This is a genomic window from Pedobacter sp. R20-19 (genome assembly GCF_000708265.2).
Lineage (GTDB): Bacteria > Bacteroidota > Bacteroidia > Sphingobacteriales > Sphingobacteriaceae > Pedobacter.
The window spans coordinates 183,846-207,417 of the sequence record NZ_JCKI01000006.1 but is presented as its reverse complement, the minus strand read 5'-3'; the positions used below and the strand labels follow the sequence as shown (position 1 = coordinate 207,417).

The following is a 23,572-nucleotide window of genomic DNA, read 5'->3' as shown; positions in this document are numbered from 1 at the left end:
AGGGCTGATGAATTTTATTTCATCAGCCCTTATCAAATATTATCTACTATTAAAAATATTAAACCTTCCTAATTTTAATAATCTTCATCCAATGCAATACCTTCATCACCGGATAAGTTGGATCAAACTCCCACCATTTAGAAGCAAAGTTTGGACTATTTGGTTTTTTATGGTGGTTATTCTGAAACAACTCGCCCATTAACAAGAAATCCCAAGGCAATGAATTTTTACTGTGATCTTCATTATCATGATTTGAATAACCGTATTTATGTCCACACCAGTTTACAATGGCACCGTGTAATGGTCCCATTAAAAAGTGTACGGGCAACAAAATAAACAACCACCAATGGTTGGCAAAAGCAATGTAGAATCCTATATAAAACAAGCCACATCCAATTCTCCATAACCATGAATTACCAATCCGATCTACCAAAGGCCATTCTGGATAATTCCCTTGAAAGGCTGGTTCTGGCTGAATCTTAAAATGAAGATAATTCATATACATATTTTTAGTCGCAATCATCATCCCAAATACATCTTTGAAGAAATGCGGAGAATGCGGATCTTTTTCTGTATCGCTATAAGCATGATGCATGCGGTGCAAAATGGCGTAAGCCCTCGGATTTAAAAATGATGAACCTTGAGAAATCAACAAAATAAGATAAAAAAATCGTTCCCAGAAGGGTTCCATTTTAAACATTTTATGTGATGAGTAACGGTGGAGGAAAAAAGTTTGGCTGAAAAGTGATAGAAACCAATGGCAAAGAAAAAAAATGAGGATAATCATGTATAATGTGTATGCTTAATAAACGGAATTTCTCGACTTTTAGTTTTCGATATCTTTCCGTACGCAAATATTCGTGGGTTTAATGAATATTTGAAATGTTTAAAAAAGGCAATAGGATCAATCCTTCATGCCTTTTTAATAATCTTTTTTTAAATTTTTATCTACCGAAATCGTCTTGAACTCTTACGATATCACTTTCATCTGATGGGTTTGAAGCATCTGTATGTTGCCATATTTCGGCTACTACGCCCCAATCATCTAACCCAATTAAGCGGTGACGCTCACCTTGTTGTAATTTGATCTGATCTTTAGGTGCATATTTTTTCACTTCACCCTCTTCATCTGTTGCACTGGTTTTGATGCCAACAGTACCGGTTACCACTTGCCATATTTCAGCTCTGCGGTGATGATATTGCCAGGACAGGCGTGTGTTTGGTGCTACGATTAAAATCTTCGGACTTAATTTACCGCCAATTTTTAAACTCTCCACATCTAATCCATCAAAATAAGTATCTGCAAATTGTTGAGCTTGTGCCTCATCAATTACAAAAAAACCACCCCATGGACGTGTTTCATCGCGGTTTACTACATTAAAACCTTCAATTTTTAATCTTTGCGCAACGCTATCGAATATTTCTTTTTTGTCGTTTTCCATAATTGGCGTAAAAATAATGCTTTGGAATTAAAAAAGTACTTTTGAGCTTTTATTTTTTTCCATTGGCAATTTTACTGTCGCCACCAATAAGCTTTTTACAAAATCGACCATTAAGACTTAGATAACTCAATCGCCAGGCAAATCCCTATTTCACCAGCCTCACTTCAAATATATTTGCAATTTCAGAACCAACATCGGCCTGCAATTTTAATTCAAGCTGCGGTTTTAACAAGGTTTCCGGAATCTCGAAATCTTGTGTGTAAAAAACATTTCCTTTACTTCCATCAAGCTTAACCTGCGCAATAATGACTTGGTTAACGAGAATTGAAAATGCTTTATTCTTTTCATTTCCATAAAGGGTAAGCCTGATTCTTCTGCCGTTCAAAGCTTTATTGTTTAGATTATAACTAAACCAACCCTTTCCATTTCTGAAATGGCGATCCTGAAAAATTCCATTATCTGTATTTTCACCTTTAAAACCATGATCTGATTCTGGCTGCTGCTCTCCCGTACGCACAACATCAACCGTTTCTTGTTCTAACTTAATTTTTTCAGTTTCAGCCAATTTAATGGCTTTAGCTTTTGCTTCCAGGTTTTCCGGATGGGTATAAGGGAAATAGACCACATAGCGCTTTTCTGCCAACTCGTAAAAAGGAACGAGTTTAAGGTTTTTATATCTGGGCTGATAAATTGCCTTTTCAGCACTGAAGGTAAGAGACTGATTTTTCACGGGTATGAGCTGCGCTGCCAGATCTTGTTTCTGACCAAATACCAATGGAGCCTCACTCACCGGGAATAATGCTCCTGAAGCAATATGCCCCATCCTGCTGCCATCTGCAGTTAAATTGGGTTGCGCTAAGGTATCCAGTTCCGCAGCCAAAACGATTGGCCCATGAAGAAAAGCTACCCAATCTGATCCATCAGGCATGAATTCGGTAGTGTTGTGCATGGGTAATAAAACCTTAATCACATCACCTGATGACCAAACCCGATCAATACTGACATAGCCATTACCCAATGCCTTTGCCATCGTCTTTTTACCATTCACCAGGATAGTCATTTGCCCTGCCGCAACCCATGATGGTTGACGTAAACGCATGGAAAAACGTTTTGTGCCTGATAATTTCAATTTTAACTGCGTAAATTCTTGCTTTGGAAAATTATTTTCCTGAGTGAGGGTTATGCCTTTTTCTGTCCAGTTTACAACGGATGGAATAAAGAGATTTACATAAAGATTCTGATCATCATGTGCATAAATCAATTCGCCGTACTTCCCATGATTTTCTAATCCCGACCCTACACAGCACCAAAAACTTTCCTGGGGATTTGAATATGTTCGGTAATGCCCCGGGCGCATGGGAGTAAAATAAACAAAACCGCCACTGGCTCTTTGCGAAGTTAAAATGTGATTGTATAGGGTCCTTTCATAATAATCTAAATATTTTATAGAAGGGGCATCAAGAAATAACTGTTTGGTGAGCTTAAGCATGTTATAAGAATTGCAGGTCTCAGGCCCTTCTCTGGACTCCAGCATAGAAGAAAAATCATTTGCGGGATGAAAGTGCTCTCTTACACTATTTCCTCCAATGGCAACCGTTCTATGATTCACCACCGTTTGCCAAAAGAAATCTGCTGCCTTACCCCAGCTCGTATCCTGATCTACCAATGCAATTTGTTCAAACCCGATGACCTTTGGAATTTGCGTATTGGCATGCATACCATTTAAAGCATCTTTTTGTAATAACAGGGGTTTCAAAACCGATTGATCAGAAAATTGCCGGGCCAGTTTTAAATATTTTTTATCACCTGTAATTTCATATACATCAGCAAATACTTCATTTAATCCTCCATGTTCACTTTTAAGCAATTCCTGAATTTGTTGATCAGATAAGCCAGCAACCAAATCAATACACCAATCGGTTAACTTAATCAGCATTTGTTTGGCTTTTTCATTACCTGCAATGGCATAAGCATCATGCAAACCGGCAAAAGTTTTGTGAATATTGTACAAAGGCACCCATCTGCCATTCAAGGAAAAACTGGCAGACTTGATGTTGCCGGATTTAATTTGCGCCCATATTTCTTTGCCTCCCGGAACACCTGATAAATAACCATTTCCATTTTTGAGTTGACATCTTTCCAGTTCATCAAGCATATAATCCAGCCTTTCTTTAACTTTTGCATCACCAGTTGAAGCATACATCAGTGAAAGTGCTGACACATAATGACCACCTATATGTCCATCCAATCCCGTATTTTCCCAATTGCCGTAAGATTCTGCTTTTGGAGTTAAACCTGCTTCCTTTAAATATGGCGCCAATAATCGATCGGGATTAAGCGAAAGCATATAGGTTTGATCTGTTTCTTCAGCCTTAAGAAACGGACTTGATAGCAGACGGACATCTTTTAATTTAAAGGCTTGCAATTTGGTTTGTGCAGTTGCACGTAAAGAAAAGATGGAGATCAATAGCAAAAATAGGATTCGACTCATAATGGTAATTTATGTTTCCTGATGGAAACCGTAAAAGCGTTAAGGTTAAAGACAAAATATTTGGTTCGATTTTGAAGATCGTTCAGAGCAAATATACAGATTACCAAAGAAATAGAATGATGATCACGGAAGGTAAAATTGATTGGTGTTATTTTTGATAAACCCGCACATAATCAACTTCAAACTGGTTTGGAAATTTAGTGTTTAGCGGGTCTCCCCCATTCATCCCACCGATTGCTAAATCCAGTAAAATATAATGTTTTTGCTTAAATGGATGTGTACCTTTCTGATGATCGTTATCCAAATCTGCTAACGGCGTTTTATTCAGCAATAGATCATCAACATATAAACTAATGGAGTGGCTATCCCAATCCATCCTCCAGATATGAAATTTTTCTGCCCATGCCTTTCCACCCAGTCCTGTAATGGATTTCGTTTGGCTAAACCACTTTGGTTTTCCATTCTTTCCAGAACTGGCAATGTTAGCCAGTAACTTTTGCTGATAATATTCCATAATATCAATCTCACCATTGGCTGGCCAATCACCCTCAATGCCTAAAGTCCAAAAGGCTGGCCATAAGCCTGCGCTGATGTCTATCTTACCCCGCATTTCAAAACGACCATATTGCCAACTTTGCAAGCCTTTAGTAATTAAACAGGCCGAAGTGTAGTTAATATCTGTTCTATTCTTGCGCCAATCTTTGCTATCCAAAATAAAATCTGGATTTGGTTTTTGTTCCTGCTTTGCCTTAATGATCAGCAATCCATTTTTACAGTAAGCATTTTCTGGTTGGTACCACTGAAGTTCATTATTGCGAACAAAGCCTTTTTCATAAGTCCAGTTTTTAGGATCTGGCAGACTATTCTCATTAAATTCATCCGCCCAAACCAAATGATAACCTTCATTCAAATACTTTGAACGTGAAAAATCCTGTGCCTTGTTAAGGGCACAGGATGAACTTGCTAAAGTCAATAACAAATAAAAGCTGTATTGAAGTCTATTTCGCATTTGATGTGTCGTTATTCAAAAGTTTAATGGTATAACTGTATGAATATTTTTGATCAGTTAAGCGATATGGTGCATGTGGATAAGCGCCCCAGCTATCATCTCCGCCAACACCTCGTTGCTTAAGATCAATATTCAGGAAAACGTTATGGCGAACCGGAAGATCAGTAGGATGCTGCTGTTTTTTAGTTAAACCAGGATCTAAATCTTCCGTTGAATGATTAATCGCTGTGAAGGAAAGTGGTTGAATGCCTTCAATCATGATTCCGCTTCCATCATCTGCTGTCAAACTCAACCAGCGTACATCTGTTTTATTTCCGCTTTCTTGCGGGCGGATATAACCTTTATAGTACTGATTTTCTACTTTATCCTCATAAAGCCCTATAAAAGATGCAAAATTACGGTCGCTATAATTTTCATATGGCCCTCTTCCATAATATGTTAAATTTTGATAAGCTTCCGGTAATTCCGTACGCATACCAAATCTTGGTAGTTCTGGCAAGTCTCTTCCAGTCCTATCCATCGTAGCAGTAACCTTTATTGATCCATCATTTTGAATTAAATAACCAACAGTATAAGGAACAGCAACACTATTTAGGATGTAATTAACTTGAATGAATAAGCCACTGTCTGTTTGTTTCGATACGTTTACCGTAAGCAATTTTTTATTTTCATGTGCAGAACGCCAGATGCCTAAACGCTGTGGCATATCATTTCCGAAATCATTATCGGTAGGTGCTCTCCAGAAATAGGGTTCAGGGAAACGGTTTAAGCCCCTGCTGTTGCCTTTGTTGTAGCTGATGAATCTACCAGTCTTCGTATTAAATTCTCCGTTTACATCACCTGCGGTAAAAGAAAGTTTATTGTCTTCCGTTTTTATAGTTAACCTGGTATTCGATTGGTTTGCTTTTTCAAAGTAATTTCCTCCATAATAAAATTGCTCATTGGCCACTTCAAAACCTGCAGGCAACATGGCACTGGCTTTTTTACGATAAGCGTAAACATTTAAAAAATATTCGGTACCGGCAACAGATTTAAATGTTGGAAGGTTTAATTTGAGATCCTTTTTGGTATGCGGATCAAGGCTAACTTCAAAAGTGCCTTCTTTAATGGCTTTACCATTGCTCAACAACACCCACTTAAAGTTATATTGATCCAGATTGGTAAAGTCAAAAAGGTTTTCAACTGTCAGGTTGCCTTTGGAAATAGCTGTGGAAGTAAATAAGATATTCTGATAAATTTTTCTGATTTCATAAGCGCCCGGATCTGGTGTCCGGTCTGCACTGATGATTCCATCGGCTACGCCATTTTCATCATTCTGCCAGTAAAAGCCACCTAAATCACCGCCGTAAGCCCAAAAAGTTTTTCCATTGGCATCCTTTGTTTTGATGCCTTGATCTACCCAATCCCAAATGAAGCCACCCTGCATATGTTTGCTGCCGCGAATAATATCAAAGTACTCTTTAAAGTTGCCGTTGCTGTTGCCCATCGCATGTGCATATTCACACATAATATAAGGTCTGGTTTTGGTAGCGTCGCTGGCGTACTTTTTCATTGCGCCAATGCTTGGATACATTGGGCAAACGATATCGGTATTCCAATCTTCGCCAGCCTGCTCAAACTGAACCGGGCGACTATTATCCCGTTGCTTAATCCATTTATAATTATCATGAAAAACCGGACCATTGCCGCATTCGTTGCCTAGTGACCAGATGATGATTGAAGCATGATTTTTATCACGTTCTACCATCCGAACGGTGCGGTCTACGTGTGCCGCAGCCCATTCCGGCAAGTATGCAGGGTGCTTCGATTTATCGAATGAACCCTGCAACTCTGCCCCCATGCCATGTGTTTCTATATTGGCCTCATCAACCAGGTATAACCCATACTGATCACATAATTTATACCAGAGCGGATCATTTGGATAGTGTGATAAACGAACAGCGTTGATGTTAAATTCCTTCATTAAGCGAATATCCTTCAGCATCAATTCTTTGGTAGTGGTATGTCCGGTTACATCATCATGCTCATGGCGGTTTACCCCATGAACGTAAGTGGCAACCCCATTAATTAACAGTTGTGCGTTTTTAATTTCCACTTTTCTGAAACCAACTTTGGTTCCTGTAACCGCAACTTGTTTACCTTTTGCATCTACCAACGTAATGATACAATCATATAAATTTGGTTGCTCAGCATTCCATTTTAAAGGATTTTTTATGGTACCGTTAAATTTAACAGTCTGGATAGCCTCTGCAGAACCGTTAAAAGTTTGCGTTTTATTGAAAACGATTTTACCATTTTGATCCTGAAGTGAAACATGTACAGAACCACCACCAATATTTTGCCCGGCAAACTTGCGGATATCCACATCAGCACTGAAAAATCCATCGGTATAATTTGGTGTTAAATCACCCTTTAAAAAGAAATCCCAAACGGTTTGTTTTGGCATGGAGTACAAATACACATTACGTTCAATGCCACTTAACCGCCAGAAATCTTGATCTTCTAAATAACTTCCATCAGACCAGCGAAAAACCTGAACGGCCAATACATTTGTTCCTGTTTTTAAGTAAGGCGTAAGATCAAATTCTGCCGGTGTTTTTGATGCTTTAGTCATCCCCACTTTTTTACCATTCAAGTAAATAAAGGCACAACCAGAAATAGAACCAAAATGAATTAAGGTTTCTCTTTCTGCCCAGCTCTCTGGTACGGTGAAGGTTTTCCTATAAGTTCCTACCGGATTGTTCTCACCAATAAAAGGCGGATTTTTAGGATGAGGATAAGTGATATTGGTATAAATTGGAATGCCGAAACCATTTAATTCCCAATTGGATGGAACAGTTAAATTGGCCCAACCACCATCATTGAAACTGGTTTGATAAAAATCTTGCGGACGATCGGCATGTTTATCTACATAGTTAAATTTCCATTGCCCATTTAAGGATTTATAATAGGGAGATTTTGTATAATCATCGTCGATTACATCATTCTTTTCATCAAATAACATAAAGGTAACATGGGCTTTTTCCTTCCCCTGATCTACCAGTTTTGGATTTTCCCAATCGTTGTTTTGAGCATCAACCTGGTGGGAAAACAGGATCGCAAGAAAAGTTACGGAAAGGATCGTTTTGAATTTCATAAGCTAAAAATAATGTTTTTTGGTTGCAGGTACACCTTCATCTGAGCATACCTGCAACCGAAAAGAAAGACTATAATGTTGGTGCTGAGCCTCCTGTTGTTAGCCAGCCTGGATTTTGGTAAATGGGTGAGCTACTAAAATCACCATTTGCAGATGTAATATTAAAGTGTTGTGTAGCAATTGGGCTTAAATAATGTGCCATTGTCCATTTAGCTCCCTTGTAAGAATCAGCATTTGAACGGATTTCCTGCGGGCGTAAATAAACACTTAATGCAGGATCTGAAACAACTGATGCTGAATTGCCAGCGCCAAAAACAATTTGAGATGCAGTAAACCAGCTTTTCATAGGTCCCCAAAGTTTAAAACCTTCAAAATGGTATGGCGTTGAGATCATCTGATCCATTGCTCTCCATCTTTTTAAATCCATATACCTTAAGCCTTCTGCCATTAACTCATTCCTTCTTTCGCGGCGAATGTTGTAAAGCGTTGGAGAAACCAGTGTGTTAGCAGAATATGCCCCCCAATCCTGGGTTTCTTTTGACATTTCAGTCGCTGCTATGGTTTGTTGAAAATCTGTATTTACTTTGGCCCTTGTTCTGAGTTGCTGCCAGTATTTAGTTGCATCAGCATCTATTGATCCATTCTTTTCATAACTGGCTTCAATATAATTCAGGTAAGCTTCGCTCGCTCTGAAAGTAATACTTCCGGTATAACCTTGTCCATTATTGGCTTGTGCGCCATCATAACTTAATCCCTTTCTAATGGTGTAGCCTGTAGTATATTTTTGATCGTAGCTTGATTCCCAAATTTTTGGTGTTGGCTCAACAAGTGTAGCATGTGTTCCCTGAGTAGCATTAATCAAAACATTTTTTTGCCCAGGCTCTTTTAAAAATAAATTTAACCTTCCATCTCTATTTTTTCGAACATCAGCAATATAATCATCGCCCACATAATTACTTCCATTAGCATAAATTGGTAATCCATTTGCCATTAAGAAACTTTCTACCATACTTCTGGATAAACCAACAGCATAGTTTCCAGATTGCGCATACACCGGAACATTATGGGTAACCAAGCCAGCACCATATTGTCTCCATAACAAAACCTCACTATAACCAGACATATTAACGGCACTAAACATACTGAAATAAGGATTCTCATTATTCGGAGATTCTATAATTCCGGTGTTCGCAACCAATGGCACGGCATCCGCCACACTCTTTGCGGCAGACATGGCTTCGCCTAAAAAGTACTGTATTTCGGCATCGATATTTCCTGTTGAAAATTGATAATTGGCATTGTAATCTTTTGATTTACCTGGCCAATTTGGTCCATTTGGAACAAATGCAGTACCTTTAAAATACTTAAGCCATGTTCCTTCATACAAGGCAACACGCGATTTTATCAATTGGGCACAAGCTTTAGAAATTCTGTTTTTTGTTCCGTCTGGTGATGTTTTTAATAACAATGCGGCAGAATCTAAATCAGAAATGATAAATCTGGCTACTTCATTACGTGGCTGTCTTTTACTCACTTGAGTTAAAATTTCCTTTTCATCAGGGTAAACTGTTTTGATGATCGGAAAATCACCCAGTGCCTGCAATTTTTTAAAATATTCAAAAGCCCTTAAAAAGTACATTTCGCCAATGTATTGTTTAATATTATCGGCATTACCAACAATTCCCCCCGCTTTCCACCTTGGGATGACATTACTTAAAAAATAATTTACCTGGTAGATATTACCAAAATTCCAATCTCCACCTGTAGCATCTACGCGCCACAAACCAGGAATGAATTTATTATCGAGTACGGGCACAATCATATTGTCGGTGTTACCATCGGTACCAAAAGTACCAAAAGACCAGTTGCCGTGAGAAGGTAAAATGTCAGGATACCTGGCAATAGCATAAGCAGCAAGCTGACCTTCCTCCTGTAAATACTTTTCGGGTGTGATATTTGACATTGGTTCTTTATCCAATGCTTTTTTACAAGCACCAGTTACCAAAGTGATGATGATTAATGTTGCCAGGCAACTATTTGTGATAAACTTCGAGAAATTCATGTCTATTTAATTAAAAAGTTAAACTTAAACCAACTGATAGCACTTTAGAAAGTGGATACACACTTCCATTTGCACCCCCATCAATGGTTTCCGGATCAAACATTTTGGCCAGTTTGGTCCAGGTAACGAGGTTTTCACCTGATGCAAAAATTCTAAATTTCTGCGCACCAAACTTTTTAGTAAGCTGCTGAGGGAAAGTATAACCTAACTGAACATTTTTCAATCTGATATAAGATGCATCCTGTAAATAACCTGTTTGTGTTTGTTGGTTTTTACTGGTTCCAAAAGTTGGTCTTGGATAATAGGAATCTAAGTTTAAACCCAGCGGACTGTTTGGATCATTTCTAAAATAATCAGCATGTTGAACTAAACCTGCTGACCACCATTTATCAGCTGTAGCTCCCCAGAAAAAATAACTGTTTTGAAAGTAATCTCTTTTTAATACCCCCTGGAAGAAGGCTCTGAAGTCAAATCCTTTATAATCTAAATTAATGTCTAAACCCACTCTGTAACGAGGGGTACTGTTACCAATCAGGTGTGCATCACCAGAATTACCTTGTGTCCAGCTTCCCCAATCCAGTTTACCGTCTTTGTTGTAATCCGCATACATAATATCACCTGCAGACCACTGCGATCCAAATGCAGACTGACCATTACTTAAGGTGGCTAAATGCGCATCCATCTCCGCCTGGGTTTTAGCGATTCCAATGGTAGTATAGCCCCAAATTTCACCTAATGTTTGCCCCTCTCTATAAGTATTTAAAGACATGGTGGCATTTGGGTAGCGGGTAACAGTGGTTTTATAATCAGACAGTAAGAATTTAACACCATAACCGAGATTATTTTTCAAACGATCATTCCAACCAATTTCGAACTCAAAACCCATCGATTTTAAATCCGTATTGTTAGTGCTTGGTACGGCTGTACCTAGGGTAACAGGCAATTCAGGAGCTGGCCCAACCATGTTTAACGTTTTGCGGTTATACCAATCAAAAGATCCGGTTAGGCGATTTTTCAAGAAACTAAAATCTAAACCTGCATTATAACTTTTTATCGTTTCCCAAGTTAAAGTAGAACTTACTATGCCTGGAGCACTTGCCGTATTTGGTCGGCCACCATTAATTAACCATGATCCGTTTGCTGTTCCTATAGGCATGGTAAGATAAGTTGGGTACCAGTCGTTCGTATTCTGATTTCCCAGGTTACCATATGATCCTCTTAACTTAAAGGTATTCACAAATGCAAACCTGTCTTTAAAGAATTCTTCTCTGGCAATATTCCATCCGGCAGAAACTGATGGAAACCAGCCCCAACGTTTATCAGATCGGAAACGTGATGATCCATCATAACGAAGGTTTGCTTCAAACAAGTAAATTCCATCGTAATCATAATTTAACCGACTAAAGAAACCTTGTGTAGCCCAGTTCTGATACTGACCAGAAACAACCGGAGCAAGTACTTTACCATCCGCATCTAAGCCTGAAGTGGTATTTAGGGTGGCAATATCTGAAACAATGATACCATTTCGCTGGGCACTCATACTCCGGTATCTGGTATCTTCATATTGAAAACCAGCCATAATTTTAAAGTTATGCTTTGCGAAATTTTTTGAATATTCAGAATAGATATTCGTATTAAAATAATTTTCTTTAAAACCATATTCATAAACGTTTGAGCTCCGTTTATATAAATATGGTACTCCATTCACATCGTGGTTATAGGTTTGTTGAGAATCCCAGTGACGAAATTGTGTTTGGGTACGATAATTCGCTTCTCCAAAGGTTTTCCATCCTTTAATTGGCTCCAAAACCAATTGAAATTGCTGATACATCCAGTCTTTTACCTGATTATCTTCTCCACCCTGAGCCATTTCCAATGCTGGTGATGGAGAGCTAAATAAATATCCGTTAGGATCATACAAAGGTAAAGTCGGCCAACCCTGGCGGCCTATGGCTTCATAAAAACCGTCAGTTAAGGCAGACGGACGGTGATAGGTTTCTCTTAAAAAACGATTGCTGTAATTAGCGGTTAAGAAATCTGAAATTTTTGTATTTACTTTAACCGTTGCACCATAACGGCCATAACCATCCTGGTTAAAGCGCATCATACCAGTTTGGTCTAATAAATTTCCTGATAAATAATAAGATGTCGCTTCAGTTCCACCGGTAAGGCTTAGATTATGTTCCTGAGAAAAACTATGGTCCATATACATCGCTTTATACCAGTCGATATTATCATTTCCATAAGCATAACCATCAGCCCAGAATTGCTTATTATTTGGACTAGGAATAGTAGAACTGGTAATTTTCCCATCCTGATAGTCTTTAATCCGTTGTAAAGCAGATGCATCAAAATGAGGGGCACTGCCACCATTTGTACTGGCATCATTAAAGTATAAGGCAAAGGTGTACGAATCCATCATTTCAGGTAATAAAACCGGACGGGTTTGGCGGAAACTATTGTTGTAATTAACCTGAACCTTACCTGCCTTACCTCTTTTAGTAGTCACTAAGATCACACCAAAGGCAGCTCTTGAACCATATATAGATGATGCTGATGCATCTTTTAATACCGATATACTTTCAACATCTTGTGGATTTAAGGCATTTAAAGACCCTTCCATTCCATCAATTAAAATCAATGGATTTGATGATGAATTACCAATGGTTCCGGTACCCCTGATATTAATACTTGGCGTACTTTCTAACGAACCATTATTTTGTGAAATATTTAATCCCGGTACTAAGCCCTGCAAAGCCTGAGATACATTCTGAACAGGACGGTTTTCTAAAGCTTTGGCATCTACTGTTCCCACGGCACCAGTCAGATTTACTTTTTTCTGCTTCCCAAAACCCACCACAACTAACTCTTCAAGTCCCTGCCCCTCATCATCAAGCAGTGTAATGTTTATCTTGGTTTGTTCACCTACACTCATGCTTTTAGGTGCATAACCAACAAAGGTATATTCTAGTGTAGAACCTTTGCTTACGTTGATTTTGTAATGACCATCTGCATCACTAATGGTCACATTGCTTGTACCTTTTTCTTTTATGGTTGCCCCAGGAATAGACACTCCCTTATTATCTGATACCCTCCCACTCACTGGCACCTTAGTGGTTTGTGCATTTGATGTTTCCACATAAATTCCGTTAAGAATTATGGTAACCAGAAACATAAAAATGCATTTTTGCATGTTTAGTAAACTTTTAGCCATCTTAAATTTGTTTGATTAGTTAGAATAAATTGTTTGTTGAAAAAATGCAGTCAAAAGGAAAAAAGTGTTCATCAAACTATTAACTGACATTCATCAAACTAGGATAGATTGATGGCCTTAATTATTTAGTTAGATCAGTTGTTGGTTGTGTGTTATCCTTATCCCTTATGACTTGGTTGTTTCAAAGAACTACTAAAAACGGGATATGAAGGAGGGGTATAATCGTAATATTTAGGGGTTAAAGTGTTATTTTTATTTAAAAAAGGCACATTTCACCCTGATTGCATAAAATTAATCGTCCAACTAACGTTTATTTAAAGAATGAAGTTGAGTTGAGCATGCAGTAAAATAGGAGTATATTATCCTTTTGGTATGTGAATACTGATATTATATTCTATTATAAGTTGCGAAAGATTAGCAACCTGAGATAGGGGAATCAAAATTTTTAAGAAGATAAATCATCTTTTAAAGGAAAGCTTAAAAGACGCATATGGTTATCAGAAATAATTACTCATGCACCTGCTGTTAACGGCTGCATGAGTAATTAAATTTAGAAGTAATGACTACGGGTTATACGCACCACTGAATTCGGTTAAACCATCTTTACGCATGGCTTCGAGAATTAAACAATTGTACACATAATCCCAGCTAGATGAAACTTCAGAATTTTGATTGAGACCATATGGCCACCAGTGTTGCGAATCGCCACTAAGCTTTGCGGTACTATCATTTAATATAATCCGCAATAGTGATGTTACGCTAGGTGCCTCAAGTTTACCGCTTACAATATGATTTGACCACCATGATGAAGTTCCTGTGCCTAATGAATGATCAGATTCATGGAGCATAGTCCGCAGGTTCTGATAGGAAGAATTGCTTCCAAATCTCATCCAACCCTCATTATTTGCATCTGCAGTTGGTACTCCACTATCATAATTTAAGTAGAGGTGTTTAGTTGCAGATGTGTAATTTTCAAGGTACCAAACCGCACTATCAATAGCCACCTGCAACCTGCCATAAGCTGCAAGTTCTTGCGCTGTTGGGTTTGCAGATTTATTAAAGGTATAAGTGATATTACCTTTTGCTATGGTTTTGAAAGTAACCTGAGTGCTGTAACTCACCCCATTCCCATTAATGGCATAAGCCCTGGCATAATAGGTGGTTTTTGGCGTAAGCCCCTTAAGCATTATTCTAAATTTTCCCAGACCCGCATTACCATGCTTTACTTTACTATTTGTGACCGAAGGATTCGGTGCTGTGCCCCAAACCATGCCTCTTTCAATTACGGCGTTACCACCATCAGTAAGCACCTCTATATCTGCTGCTACCACTGTTGAGCCCACAATATGCAAGGGAGGGAATTTAAATGTGACACTGTCAGCGCTTGATGCAGCGCTAATGGTAGCTGGCTTACCTGTCAACTCGGTTTTAGATGGGTGCGAAATTTCTGCATTTTCATTTTTTTTGCATGCGGTAAACATGGCAATAATCGCATAACTTAATACGAAATAATTTTTAAATTGTTTTTTCATTTTAGATAGTTTAAAGGTTAGAAAATATTAATTAAGTGTAAGAAACACGTATTCTTTCATAAGTATTTATGGTTTCTGAATCCTTATTGGTAAGACTGGCTAAATAGTTTTACACTGCCAACTTTAATGTATTGCCCTGTATTGGCTATAGAAACGGCAAAGCCTACAGAAACAGTTGTCTGCTTATTCAGCGTAAATTTCAATACACCATTAGAAATATTAGTATAGGCAATTGCCTTCGACACGATATCACTGATGTTTGGAAGTGTATTACCTTCAGCTACGGCCATGTATCTGGTACCACCAGTATTCTGATCGACGCCATAAAGCTGGAAAGCATAGCTCCCCGCAAGCAGAGTAATGGTTTGGTAAATTAAACCATTGGTAACAGGTGTATTGATCCCCCATCCAGATTCAAATGATAATACGCCTACACCACCTTTAAATTCGTAACCTCCGTACTGGTTATTAGCAATGTTTTTCGCAGCAGCATTAGTAATCCAATCCGCTAAGGTTCCCCATCTTGATCCATCATAGGCAGCCCTGGTAAACGGACCCGTATTTTTTAAATAAGTAGCCGTGATATCTTGTTCAATGTAACGTGGAACATATAAACTGGCAATGTCAGATTTAAAAGTATCAACGCTAACCGTATCCGGTAAAAACAGGGTGCGATAATTGATATTGCTGCTTAATTTGAAGTTTTTGATAACAGCGGTATCTGTGTTTATAGAAACACGCATGGTTTTAACCAAATTTGCATTATTGGTATAGGTTACATCAGTTGCAAATACACCTGTTAATCTGTCCATACCCTCAAAAATAATTCTGGTATCTCCATTCTGTAGTGTAAGGGCCGATGAAACTACACGGTTACTTAATGAAGATTGGTAGCGGCTCCCATAAACCCTACCTGTTTTATATACCGGAATCGACTTGTTACCTATATTATCTACGGTATAAATGGTGAAATTCTGAATACCTTCCTTCATGTTATTTATGGAAAAACTCAGACTATCTACAGCATTTTTTCTGGTTACAGGAATGATTACAGAATCGGCCATGTTATTCCAATACACTTTACACTGCGTAATTTTAGGATCGGATAAGAATAAACCTTTTAGTAGGACACGTGAATTGCCAGACATGATTTTAATAGAGTCTAGCTTACCCGTATAAGATATTTCTCCATTGGCTAAAAACTTTTTATAATCATCCATTTTAGAGCAAGATGAAATAAAACCGGTAACCATTAAAGAGAGCGCAAGCCATTGCAGCCCTTTAATCTTTTTTATAATATTTTTCATGTGATATAACTTTAAAATATCGTTGGCGACATTAATTTTTGATGTGACAAATACCCTTTTTATAAATTAACGATTATCTCGGATCGCCATAAACCTGAAGTTCGGCAACCGACATAAATGTTGATCCCTGAAAGTTTTTAATACTTTTAATTCTGATATACCTGAATTTTTGAGACTTAATATCGAAGCTGTAACTGATACCTGCGTTAGCATAATTATAATCTTCGCTGGTTTGTATGCCATAAGCACTACCTGAAGGTTTAACTGTAGTAAAGGTGCCCAGCTTAACCCAATTGTTAAAGCTACCATCGCTCGGTGGGTTATCCGATCCCCAAACTTCAAAATCTTTCAGGTTACCGCCGTAATAATATGCTCTTCCGGAATTTAAATATTCTGGATAGCCCCAGATTACAATCCTGCTTAAATTGACCAATTTCCCGATATCAAAAGTTACCCATTGTGGAGTAAGCACCCCAGGCTTTGTGAGTGATATATTTGGCCAGTTAATGATGTCTTTATCCCACATTTTATCTATGCCTGTACCCGAATATTCCTGCCCAACATCAGTTGGTAAATTTACAGCCCTGTAACCAGATTTCGGAATGGCCGTTTCGTATAATGGTTTTAAGGTAGTATAAAGGGTATCTGTATAATTCAGCCATCGATCTCTTATGGTAATGGCAAATTTTTGTGCAATGGTATCAAGGCCCCTAACAGATTGGTTAATATCTGCTGCAGAAGTATAAATATTTTTTGCTGTAGGCTGGTATTTTCCATTATCCTGCTTCATAATCTCAATAGATAAATCGGCTTTCAACAGGTTAGCGGCAGTAAACTTCAGTCCCCCAAAATCTGGAATTACTTTTAAGCTTCTATATACATCCCATATTGGATTTTCCAACGGCTTAACACTTACAGAAACCGCTGCAGAAGGAACCTCACTTCTATTTACCGCATAAAGTTTAACTTCATGGGTGTTGGTATCTCCAAAACCTTCAACGGTTAATGTACTGTTGTAGTAAGAAGATTTTACCTCCATTACACGGCCATTTGCTAAAGAATATACAGCCTTAACATACAGGAGATTTTTATCTGTCGGAAGTACATAACTTAATTTTGCAAATCCTGCCCCGTTTTCTACGACAACGTTTGAAACCGTTCCGGGTGGGTTTGTACTCGTTTCCAATGGCTCCAGCTTATCCTGTTTACAACCAGCAAATATTACCGTTAAACCAAACAGTAAGGTATATAGGGTTAATCTATTTTTTTTCATGTCTAAATTATTTTTGATTAATAATACTTACCAGCCCGGGTTTTGAACCAGGTTAGGATTAACAGTTAAATCATAAGTTCTCAACGGCCATAAATAATCACGTGGCGCAATAAAATTTTGGGCAAAAATGGTCCTCACGCGGTAGTATTCAGAAGTTGTAGGCTGAAAAACGCTCCATCCGGTTATAGATTGGTTGAATACTTCTGCTGCTTGTTTCCAGCGCCTGATATCCCAGTAGCGATTGCCTTCAAAAGCAAGTTCAATTAAGCGTTCCTGGTGGATAATTTCACGCATGCCAGCCTGGGTAGTGTATTTACCTGGATTGTTGGAATAGGTGGTCCATGAATCTTGAACGGTACCCAATCCGGCACGGGCTCTAATCAGGTTAATATAAGTATACACATCTGCATCTGGCGAAGCCGAAGTTTCGTTAAGTGCTTCTGCATACATTAAATAAAGATCTGCCAAACGAATTTCTGGCCAGGGATATTCTCTGAATGTTGCACCATTAGTACCATTAATCATATTCCAGTCTACTACCTTTTTTATGTAGTAACCTGTTTCATTATACCAGCCAAAATTACTGGCTCCAGCCAATTGCGTAGATTTACCTTCCAATACAAAAGTGCCTTCATCAGAATTGGTTGGACTATCATACTTATACCATACACCGCCGTCAAAACCTAAGTCAGCGTAAAACCTTGGCTCCCGATCATAGTTTAAACGGGCTGTCTGGTAACCTGGTTTAATGTAAAAACGTTCACTGTTAACAGCAGTTCTTACCGCATACCGGTTATTAAAGTTTAAAGTTTTATCTTCATTTATTGGCACTCCGTTTTTGGTATAGAACATTTCTGCAATTTTAATTGGCGCAGCAAGCTGTTCTCTGGCATCATTGGTAGTAACCGCTGTGACCAATCTTGCCATAGATGCCCGTTGTAAAAATGATGTCGTACTGTTTGGATTGGCCCACACGTGTTCTGTATTTAAACCAAATCTTTCCGTCAGTGCACCTTTAATGGTAAGCTGTCTTTTGGTCGTATCTGATAGTTTAAAAGTAGAGCCAGGAAATTCATAAAGTTTAAATCCGGCAGCACTACACGCATCAATAGCCGCCTTTGCCGCAGTAGCTGCCTTTTTCCACTTATTTGCATCATAAGCCGTATTCATCAGCGAGATACCCTGTTTATCTTTAAAATTTGAATAATCGGTATTCCCATTAAATAACGGGCTTGCTGCAGTAAGCAGTAACTTAGCTTTAACCGCTAATGCGATAGGTTTTGTTGCTCTTCCCAGCTGTGTACTTTTTTCTGCAATGGTAAGGGGTAAATCGGCCGCTGCCTCATCCAATAAGTTAGAGATATAGTTTACGCAATCATCAAAAGGCATTCGTTTCACCCTAACTGCCTCTTCTGGTGCACTGATATCCAGATTTTTATCTATTAATGGAATAGGGCCATACATCCTTAACAGGTAAAAATTATAGTAGGCCTTTAAAAATTTCACTTCGGCTATCCATCGTTTTCGCTCATCGAGCCTAAGATCTCTAACCTTAGTTTCATCTGATACATTCTCCAAAAAAAGATTACAATTTCTGATAGCTTTAAACAAGCCATAATTACTTCCCGAACCACCGCCTTGATTATTTCCATTCCAGGCATCAAGATATGGGTTGGCTGCACTTTGCCCGCCACGGGCACTTCGAAAACCATAGGAAATAAATTCTCTTTCATCAAGCGGGGTCCAAACTTCATCGCCAGACATGTATCCAACATTATACAATGGATTTCCGTTTTGAGGTAAAAATGAATAGCAAGTGTAGAGGTACCTCTCTGCTTCATTTCTTAATGCGAAAGCATTATCAATAGTTGCAACGTTATCTGGTATGACATCAAGATATTTTTTACAAGATGGCGCAACCAGCAAAACTGCCCCTAAAATAATTGGCAAAAGTGCTTTTCTTACGCCATTTACTATATTGTGAGTTAAGATATTTTTTAAGTTCATGTTTGTATTTTTTAAAATGACCACCTTAGAATGATACGCTTAAACCTAAATTATAGACCATCTGAATGGGATAGCCTAATCCGTTTCCACCCATTTCAGTATCCCATAATTTAAAGCTGCTAATCATGGCAAGGTTGGTGCTATTAACGTAGGCCCTGAAATTTTTGAGGCCTAATCTTGATAAGGTGCTATTGTTTAGCGTATAACCCAATTCAATACTTTTTAATCTTAAAAATGAGCCATTCCGCATCCACCAGGTAGATACCTGATTATTGTTATCGACAAAATTTGAGCTTAAACGTGGCCAGAAAGCGTAACTGTTCCGGTTTTCTTCAGACCAATAGCTACTGGCCACCTGACTTAACAAGCCATTTTGTGATCCACCATTTTGAACAAAAGGGGCAATGTTTTGAGGATTAATGAAAAATGAAGAACGGGCAGAGCCCTGAAAGAAAGCGGAAATATCAAACCCTTTGTAGCCAAAGGTGCCTCCAAAACCATAAATAATCTCAGGAGAAGTTGGCAGCCCGATCGGAACCTGATCTGCCTCACTAATTAAACCATCTCCATTAATATCACGGTATTTAATATCACCACCGCCATAAGTAACTCCAGGTGTGCCTGATAATTGTCGCGGAGAATTTTTCGCCTCTGCATCATCCACAAATAACCGTTCTGCTATATAGCCAAAGGTTTGTTTAATAGGCTGGCCAACGTGGTAACGGTAAGTTTCATTTGGACTATAATTGGTTTCATCATATACTACAAATTTATTGGCAGCATAGGTAAAGTTCCCCCTTAATTGAAGAAACATACTGTTGCCAAATGATTTGTTATAGTTCATGGCTACATCTACGCCCTTACTTTCTGCTTTATTGGTATTGGCCTGAATATTTGCCTGTAAGCCCATGGTACTTGGAATGTAGGCTCTGGATGATAAAATGCCTGAGCGTTTGGCCTGATAAACATCCACGTTAATATCCAGTGCATTCAAGACTCTTAAATCTAAACCCAAATTAATTTGCTTAGAAGTTTCCCAGGTAATCAATGGATTTGCATATCGGGAAATAGAGATACCGTTTTTATAATTACCAAGCCAATCGTCTCCAAATGCCGCCCCATAATTAGGATTGTTCATATTAACCTCCGACATATAGAAAAAACGATCTGCTGCTGCTCCAATCTGGTCATTACCAACCAAGCCGTAAGTGGCCCTTAATTTTAAGCTATTGACTACGTTGAGTAGGGGCTTAAAAAAGTTTTCATTAGATACCACATAACCTAAACCAAAGGACGGGAAGAATCCGAAGCGATTATTAGCTGCAAAACGTTCAGATCCGTTATAACCAAAGTTAAATTCTGCTAAATATTTATTGTCATAACCGTAGGTTGCCCTACCTGATACACCTTGGTTTCGTGATGGTAAAGAAAGTTGTAAACTACCCGGATTACCCGCTAAATAATTACGCATGGTGGTAATGAGCATTCCGCTTACAGCGTGTTTTTCCTTAAATATCCTGCTGTAGTTTAATGCTGCTTCCACGTAAAAGGTAGAATTTAAATCTTTCCTGCCTTCAGCATAATCTAAATATTCTCTTCCCGGTGTACCTATGGTTGGCGCAGTACCACTATTCATTAGATTAAGTGATAATGATCCATCAGGCTGCTCTTGTGCATTATAATAAAAGGGGTTATACTGGCGGGTGATATTAAAATAAGAATATCGCCTGGCATAGGTCATTAACCTTGCATTCAATCCAGGAGTGAGAAATTTTAGATCTTGCTTTAATTCCAGCTGGGTTTGCAGGGTAGAAGCATTCTGATCTTCATACCCTTTAACCATTTCTGCGTACGGGTTAGTGTAAAGTCCACCAGTTGGAGATAATGCATTACCAAATAGCGGATGGTTGGTAAATGGAGAATAGCTAGAAGGATATACTGCAGGGAACATTACCGGATTAGACCAGATGGCCTGATTAAATATTTTTTGCCCACCATTTATTCTATTTCCATTATCATCAAAACCACCAATAGGTCCGCTGTAGTCATCAAACTGGCCATATACCCTCACAATTCCTTCAAGCGTTGGTGTCAGATTGATGTTAATGTTTGAACGTACAGAATAATTTTTGAGTTTAATATTGTTATTGAAGTTATTCAGATTATCGACCTTTAACACACCATTATCAATATTGTAAGTACCGGCAATGTAGTAGATCACTTTAGACCCACCGCCTGATATATTCAGGTTATACCGGTTATTAATGGTATATTTTTTAATCAGCTGATCGATCCAGTTGTTATTGGGATATAATAATGGGTTTTCTCCGGCTGCAGTTGCATCAATTTTGGTTTGTACATAGGGTAATATGGCCAATGGATTACGTGTAAGCGCTGCTTCATTAGCCATTTTCATATAAGTTACATTATCTGCAAACTTAAAATTATTGGTATTGGCTGAGATAGAACTTTCTGCCCTGAAACTAAACTTGGTTAAACCAGCCTCTCCTGATTTGGTTAGGATTAATATAACACCATTTGCACCACGCGCACCATAAACTGCTGACGCCGTTGCGTCCTTTAAAACATTAAAAGATGAAATATCATCGGCCTGCAATCGGGCCATATCATTGCTGCTGGATTCAATTCCGTCAATTAAAATTAACGGATCTTGCTTACCCGCACCAAAAGTTCCCAAACCCCGAATAAAAAACTGAGCATTATCTGCTCCAGGCTCACCACTTCGCTGAGAAGAGATCATACCCGCTACTCTACCCGCTAACATGGTTGTTAGGTTACTGGTTGGCCCCTTAAGTTCTTTAGGATTAATAGAGGTGATGGAGCTGATTACACTGGTTTTCTTTTGTGTTCCAAAACCTACAATCGCCACATCCTCCAGTGAGTTGGCATCCGATTTCAAGACGATGTTAATGGTGTAAACACCATCGCTTCCACGTTCATAATCAGCCACTGTTTTGGTTACGGGTTTATAACCAATCAGTGAAAAAAGCAATTTCCCAGAGCGTGCAACTTTAATGTTATATCTCCCCATATCATCTGTAGATATCCCTCTATTCGTTCCGGAGACCTTAACATTCACACCGGGCAAACCGCCAACGGTATCTTTTACTACTCCCTTAACGCTAACTTCATTTTGAGCAAAAGCAGAGAAATAAAGCATTGTGAGCAACAGTATGCCCAATAGCCTTCGAAATACACTTCCACGGAAAAATAAGCAGCCCGAATCCTGGACCTTTCTTTTGTAGGTTTTTTTCATTGTTTGGTTTTGGTTAGTTATTAGTTGTTTGATTAGTTGCTTCTGAGCACGCCCATCTATCATCTGGCCTGGATGTAGATAGATCATTATATTTTACCGTAAAAGCAGTTACACAATTACGATGATGTAAAATATATTGTACTCAGAAATTTGCTTTTAATATTTGGTTATGATTAGTATTTAACAAATTAACCATTAAAATCATACCCGTAGTGAGGGGTATAACAGTAATATTTAGGGGTTGAATTGTTATTTTTCACCTATTAAAGGTGCTTTTTGTGATTTATTGATGTTTTAATCGTTACGATAACGTTTATTTATTTAGAAAAATGTTTGTATTTCAATAGCGATTTACCTAAAGGATTAATTGCTTTTTGACACCTATTGTTTTGGATTAAAAATCAATGCACCTTAAAATTAAAATAAGACTTTTTATATTTACGAATTTATTCTCTGACAATATGATTTAAAAAGCTTTTCGAGTATAGGAATTTATGAAGTTTAAAAGTTCAAATCGGGGCAAAACTTCGTCAGTCAATTGGCCAACTTACGAAGTTTTAAAAGCCAAAAGCAGGGAAGAACTTCGTCAGTTTAATAGAGATCATGGATGAAACCCAAGTTTAGATAAGAAAAGATTAGCTGTTAATTCAGACTGACGAAGTTCTCCCTACACACCCTCCCAACAAAACTTCATCAATCAATTAGCCAGCTTACGAAGTTTCAAAGGCCAAAAGCGGGGCAGAACTTCGTCAGTTTATTGGAGTTCTAGAATGAAACTCAAGTTTAAATAAGAAGAGTAAGGCGATTAAGTGTTCAGTTAAT

General features: G+C 38.3%; 12 protein-coding genes. All 12 read right to left on the bottom strand.

Going from position 1 to position 23,572, the window contains the following annotated elements:
* Nucleotides 1–58: 58 nt before the first annotated feature.
* Nucleotides 59–787 (bottom strand): acyl-CoA desaturase, encoded by a 729-nt coding sequence (locus AN34_RS14940; RefSeq protein ID WP_029286745.1) that lies wholly within the window; start codon nt 785–787, stop codon nt 59–61.
* A 157-nt stretch (nt 788–944) separates the two neighbouring features.
* Nucleotides 945–1,442 carry a phosphoheptose isomerase gene (locus AN34_RS14935; RefSeq protein WP_029286743.1) on the bottom strand — a complete coding sequence of 166 codons (498 nt, stop codon included), beginning with the start codon at nt 1,440–1,442 and terminating at the stop codon, nt 945–947.
* Between the two features lie 145 nt (nt 1,443–1,587).
* Nucleotides 1,588–3,933 carry a glycoside hydrolase family 127 protein gene (locus tag AN34_RS14930; RefSeq protein ID WP_029286742.1) on the bottom strand — a complete coding sequence of 782 codons (2,346 nt, stop codon included), beginning with the start codon at nt 3,931–3,933 and terminating at the stop codon, nt 1,588–1,590.
* A gap of 148 nt (nt 3,934–4,081) precedes the next feature.
* A complete protein-coding gene (locus AN34_RS14925; protein WP_029286741.1) occupies nt 4,082–4,942 on the bottom strand; it encodes a family 16 glycosylhydrolase in 861 nt (286 codons plus the stop codon).
* Nucleotides 4,932–8,078, bottom strand: coding sequence for a glycoside hydrolase family 2 TIM barrel-domain containing protein (locus tag AN34_RS14920; protein ID WP_029286740.1), 3,147 nt, complete (start codon nt 8,076–8,078; stop codon nt 4,932–4,934). The genes AN34_RS14925 and AN34_RS14920 overlap by 11 nt, the downstream gene beginning before the upstream one ends.
* A gap of 70 nt (nt 8,079–8,148) precedes the next feature.
* On the bottom strand, nt 8,149–10,140 hold the full coding sequence (locus tag AN34_RS14915; protein ID WP_051666616.1) for a RagB/SusD family nutrient uptake outer membrane protein: 1,992 nt from the start codon (nt 10,138–10,140) through the stop codon (nt 8,149–8,151).
* Between the two features lie 10 nt (nt 10,141–10,150).
* Nucleotides 10,151–13,354 carry a TonB-dependent receptor gene (locus AN34_RS14910; protein WP_157263323.1) on the bottom strand — a complete coding sequence of 1,068 codons (3,204 nt, stop codon included), beginning with the start codon at nt 13,352–13,354 and terminating at the stop codon, nt 10,151–10,153.
* Between the two features lie 563 nt (nt 13,355–13,917).
* On the bottom strand, nt 13,918–14,886 hold the full coding sequence (locus AN34_RS14905) for a fibronectin type III domain-containing protein (RefSeq protein ID WP_051666613.1): 969 nt from the start codon (nt 14,884–14,886) through the stop codon (nt 13,918–13,920).
* A gap of 83 nt (nt 14,887–14,969) precedes the next feature.
* On the bottom strand, nt 14,970–16,193 hold the full coding sequence (locus AN34_RS14900) for a DUF4998 domain-containing protein (protein ID WP_029286734.1): 1,224 nt from the start codon (nt 16,191–16,193) through the stop codon (nt 14,970–14,972).
* A 73-nt stretch (nt 16,194–16,266) separates the two neighbouring features.
* Entirely contained in the window at nt 16,267–17,466 is a 1,200-nt protein-coding gene (locus AN34_RS14895) for a DUF5000 domain-containing lipoprotein (protein WP_029286733.1), read from the bottom strand.
* Between the two features lie 27 nt (nt 17,467–17,493).
* Nucleotides 17,494–19,473, bottom strand: coding sequence for a RagB/SusD family nutrient uptake outer membrane protein (locus AN34_RS14890; RefSeq protein WP_051666611.1), 1,980 nt, complete (start codon nt 19,471–19,473; stop codon nt 17,494–17,496).
* 25 nt (nt 19,474–19,498) lie between these two features.
* On the bottom strand, nt 19,499–22,750 hold the full coding sequence (locus AN34_RS14885) for a TonB-dependent receptor (RefSeq protein WP_197285535.1): 3,252 nt from the start codon (nt 22,748–22,750) through the stop codon (nt 19,499–19,501).
* Nucleotides 22,751–23,572 lie beyond the last annotated feature (822 nt).

Excerpts from the sequence above, each read along its gene's own strand:
- AN34_RS14935 (WP_029286743.1), bottom strand. The coding sequence starts at position 1,442 with ATGGAAAACGACAAAAAAGAAATATTCGATAGCGTTGCGCAAAGATTA.
- AN34_RS14895 (WP_029286733.1), bottom strand. The coding sequence starts at position 17,466 with ATGAAAAAAAATAGATTAACCCTATATACCTTACTGTTTGGTTTAACG.
- AN34_RS14905 (WP_051666613.1), bottom strand. The coding sequence starts at position 14,886 with ATGAAAAAACAATTTAAAAATTATTTCGTATTAAGTTATGCGATTATT.
- AN34_RS14890 (WP_051666611.1), bottom strand. The coding sequence starts at position 19,473 with ATGAACTTAAAAAATATCTTAACTCACAATATAGTAAATGGCGTAAGA.
- AN34_RS14885 (WP_197285535.1), bottom strand. The coding sequence starts at position 22,750 with ATGAAAAAAACCTACAAAAGAAAGGTCCAGGATTCGGGCTGCTTATTT.
- AN34_RS14910 (WP_157263323.1), bottom strand. The coding sequence starts at position 13,354 with ATGGCTAAAAGTTTACTAAACATGCAAAAATGCATTTTTATGTTTCTG.
- AN34_RS14900 (WP_029286734.1), bottom strand. The coding sequence starts at position 16,193 with ATGAAAAATATTATAAAAAAGATTAAAGGGCTGCAATGGCTTGCGCTC.
- AN34_RS14920 (WP_029286740.1), bottom strand. The coding sequence starts at position 8,078 with ATGAAATTCAAAACGATCCTTTCCGTAACTTTTCTTGCGATCCTGTTT.
- AN34_RS14930 (WP_029286742.1), bottom strand. The coding sequence starts at position 3,933 with ATGAGTCGAATCCTATTTTTGCTATTGATCTCCATCTTTTCTTTACGT.
- AN34_RS14925 (WP_029286741.1), bottom strand. The coding sequence starts at position 4,942 with ATGCGAAATAGACTTCAATACAGCTTTTATTTGTTATTGACTTTAGCA.
- AN34_RS14915 (WP_051666616.1), bottom strand. The coding sequence starts at position 10,140 with ATGAATTTCTCGAAGTTTATCACAAATAGTTGCCTGGCAACATTAATC.
- AN34_RS14940 (WP_029286745.1), bottom strand. The coding sequence starts at position 787 with ATGATTATCCTCATTTTTTTTCTTTGCCATTGGTTTCTATCACTTTTC.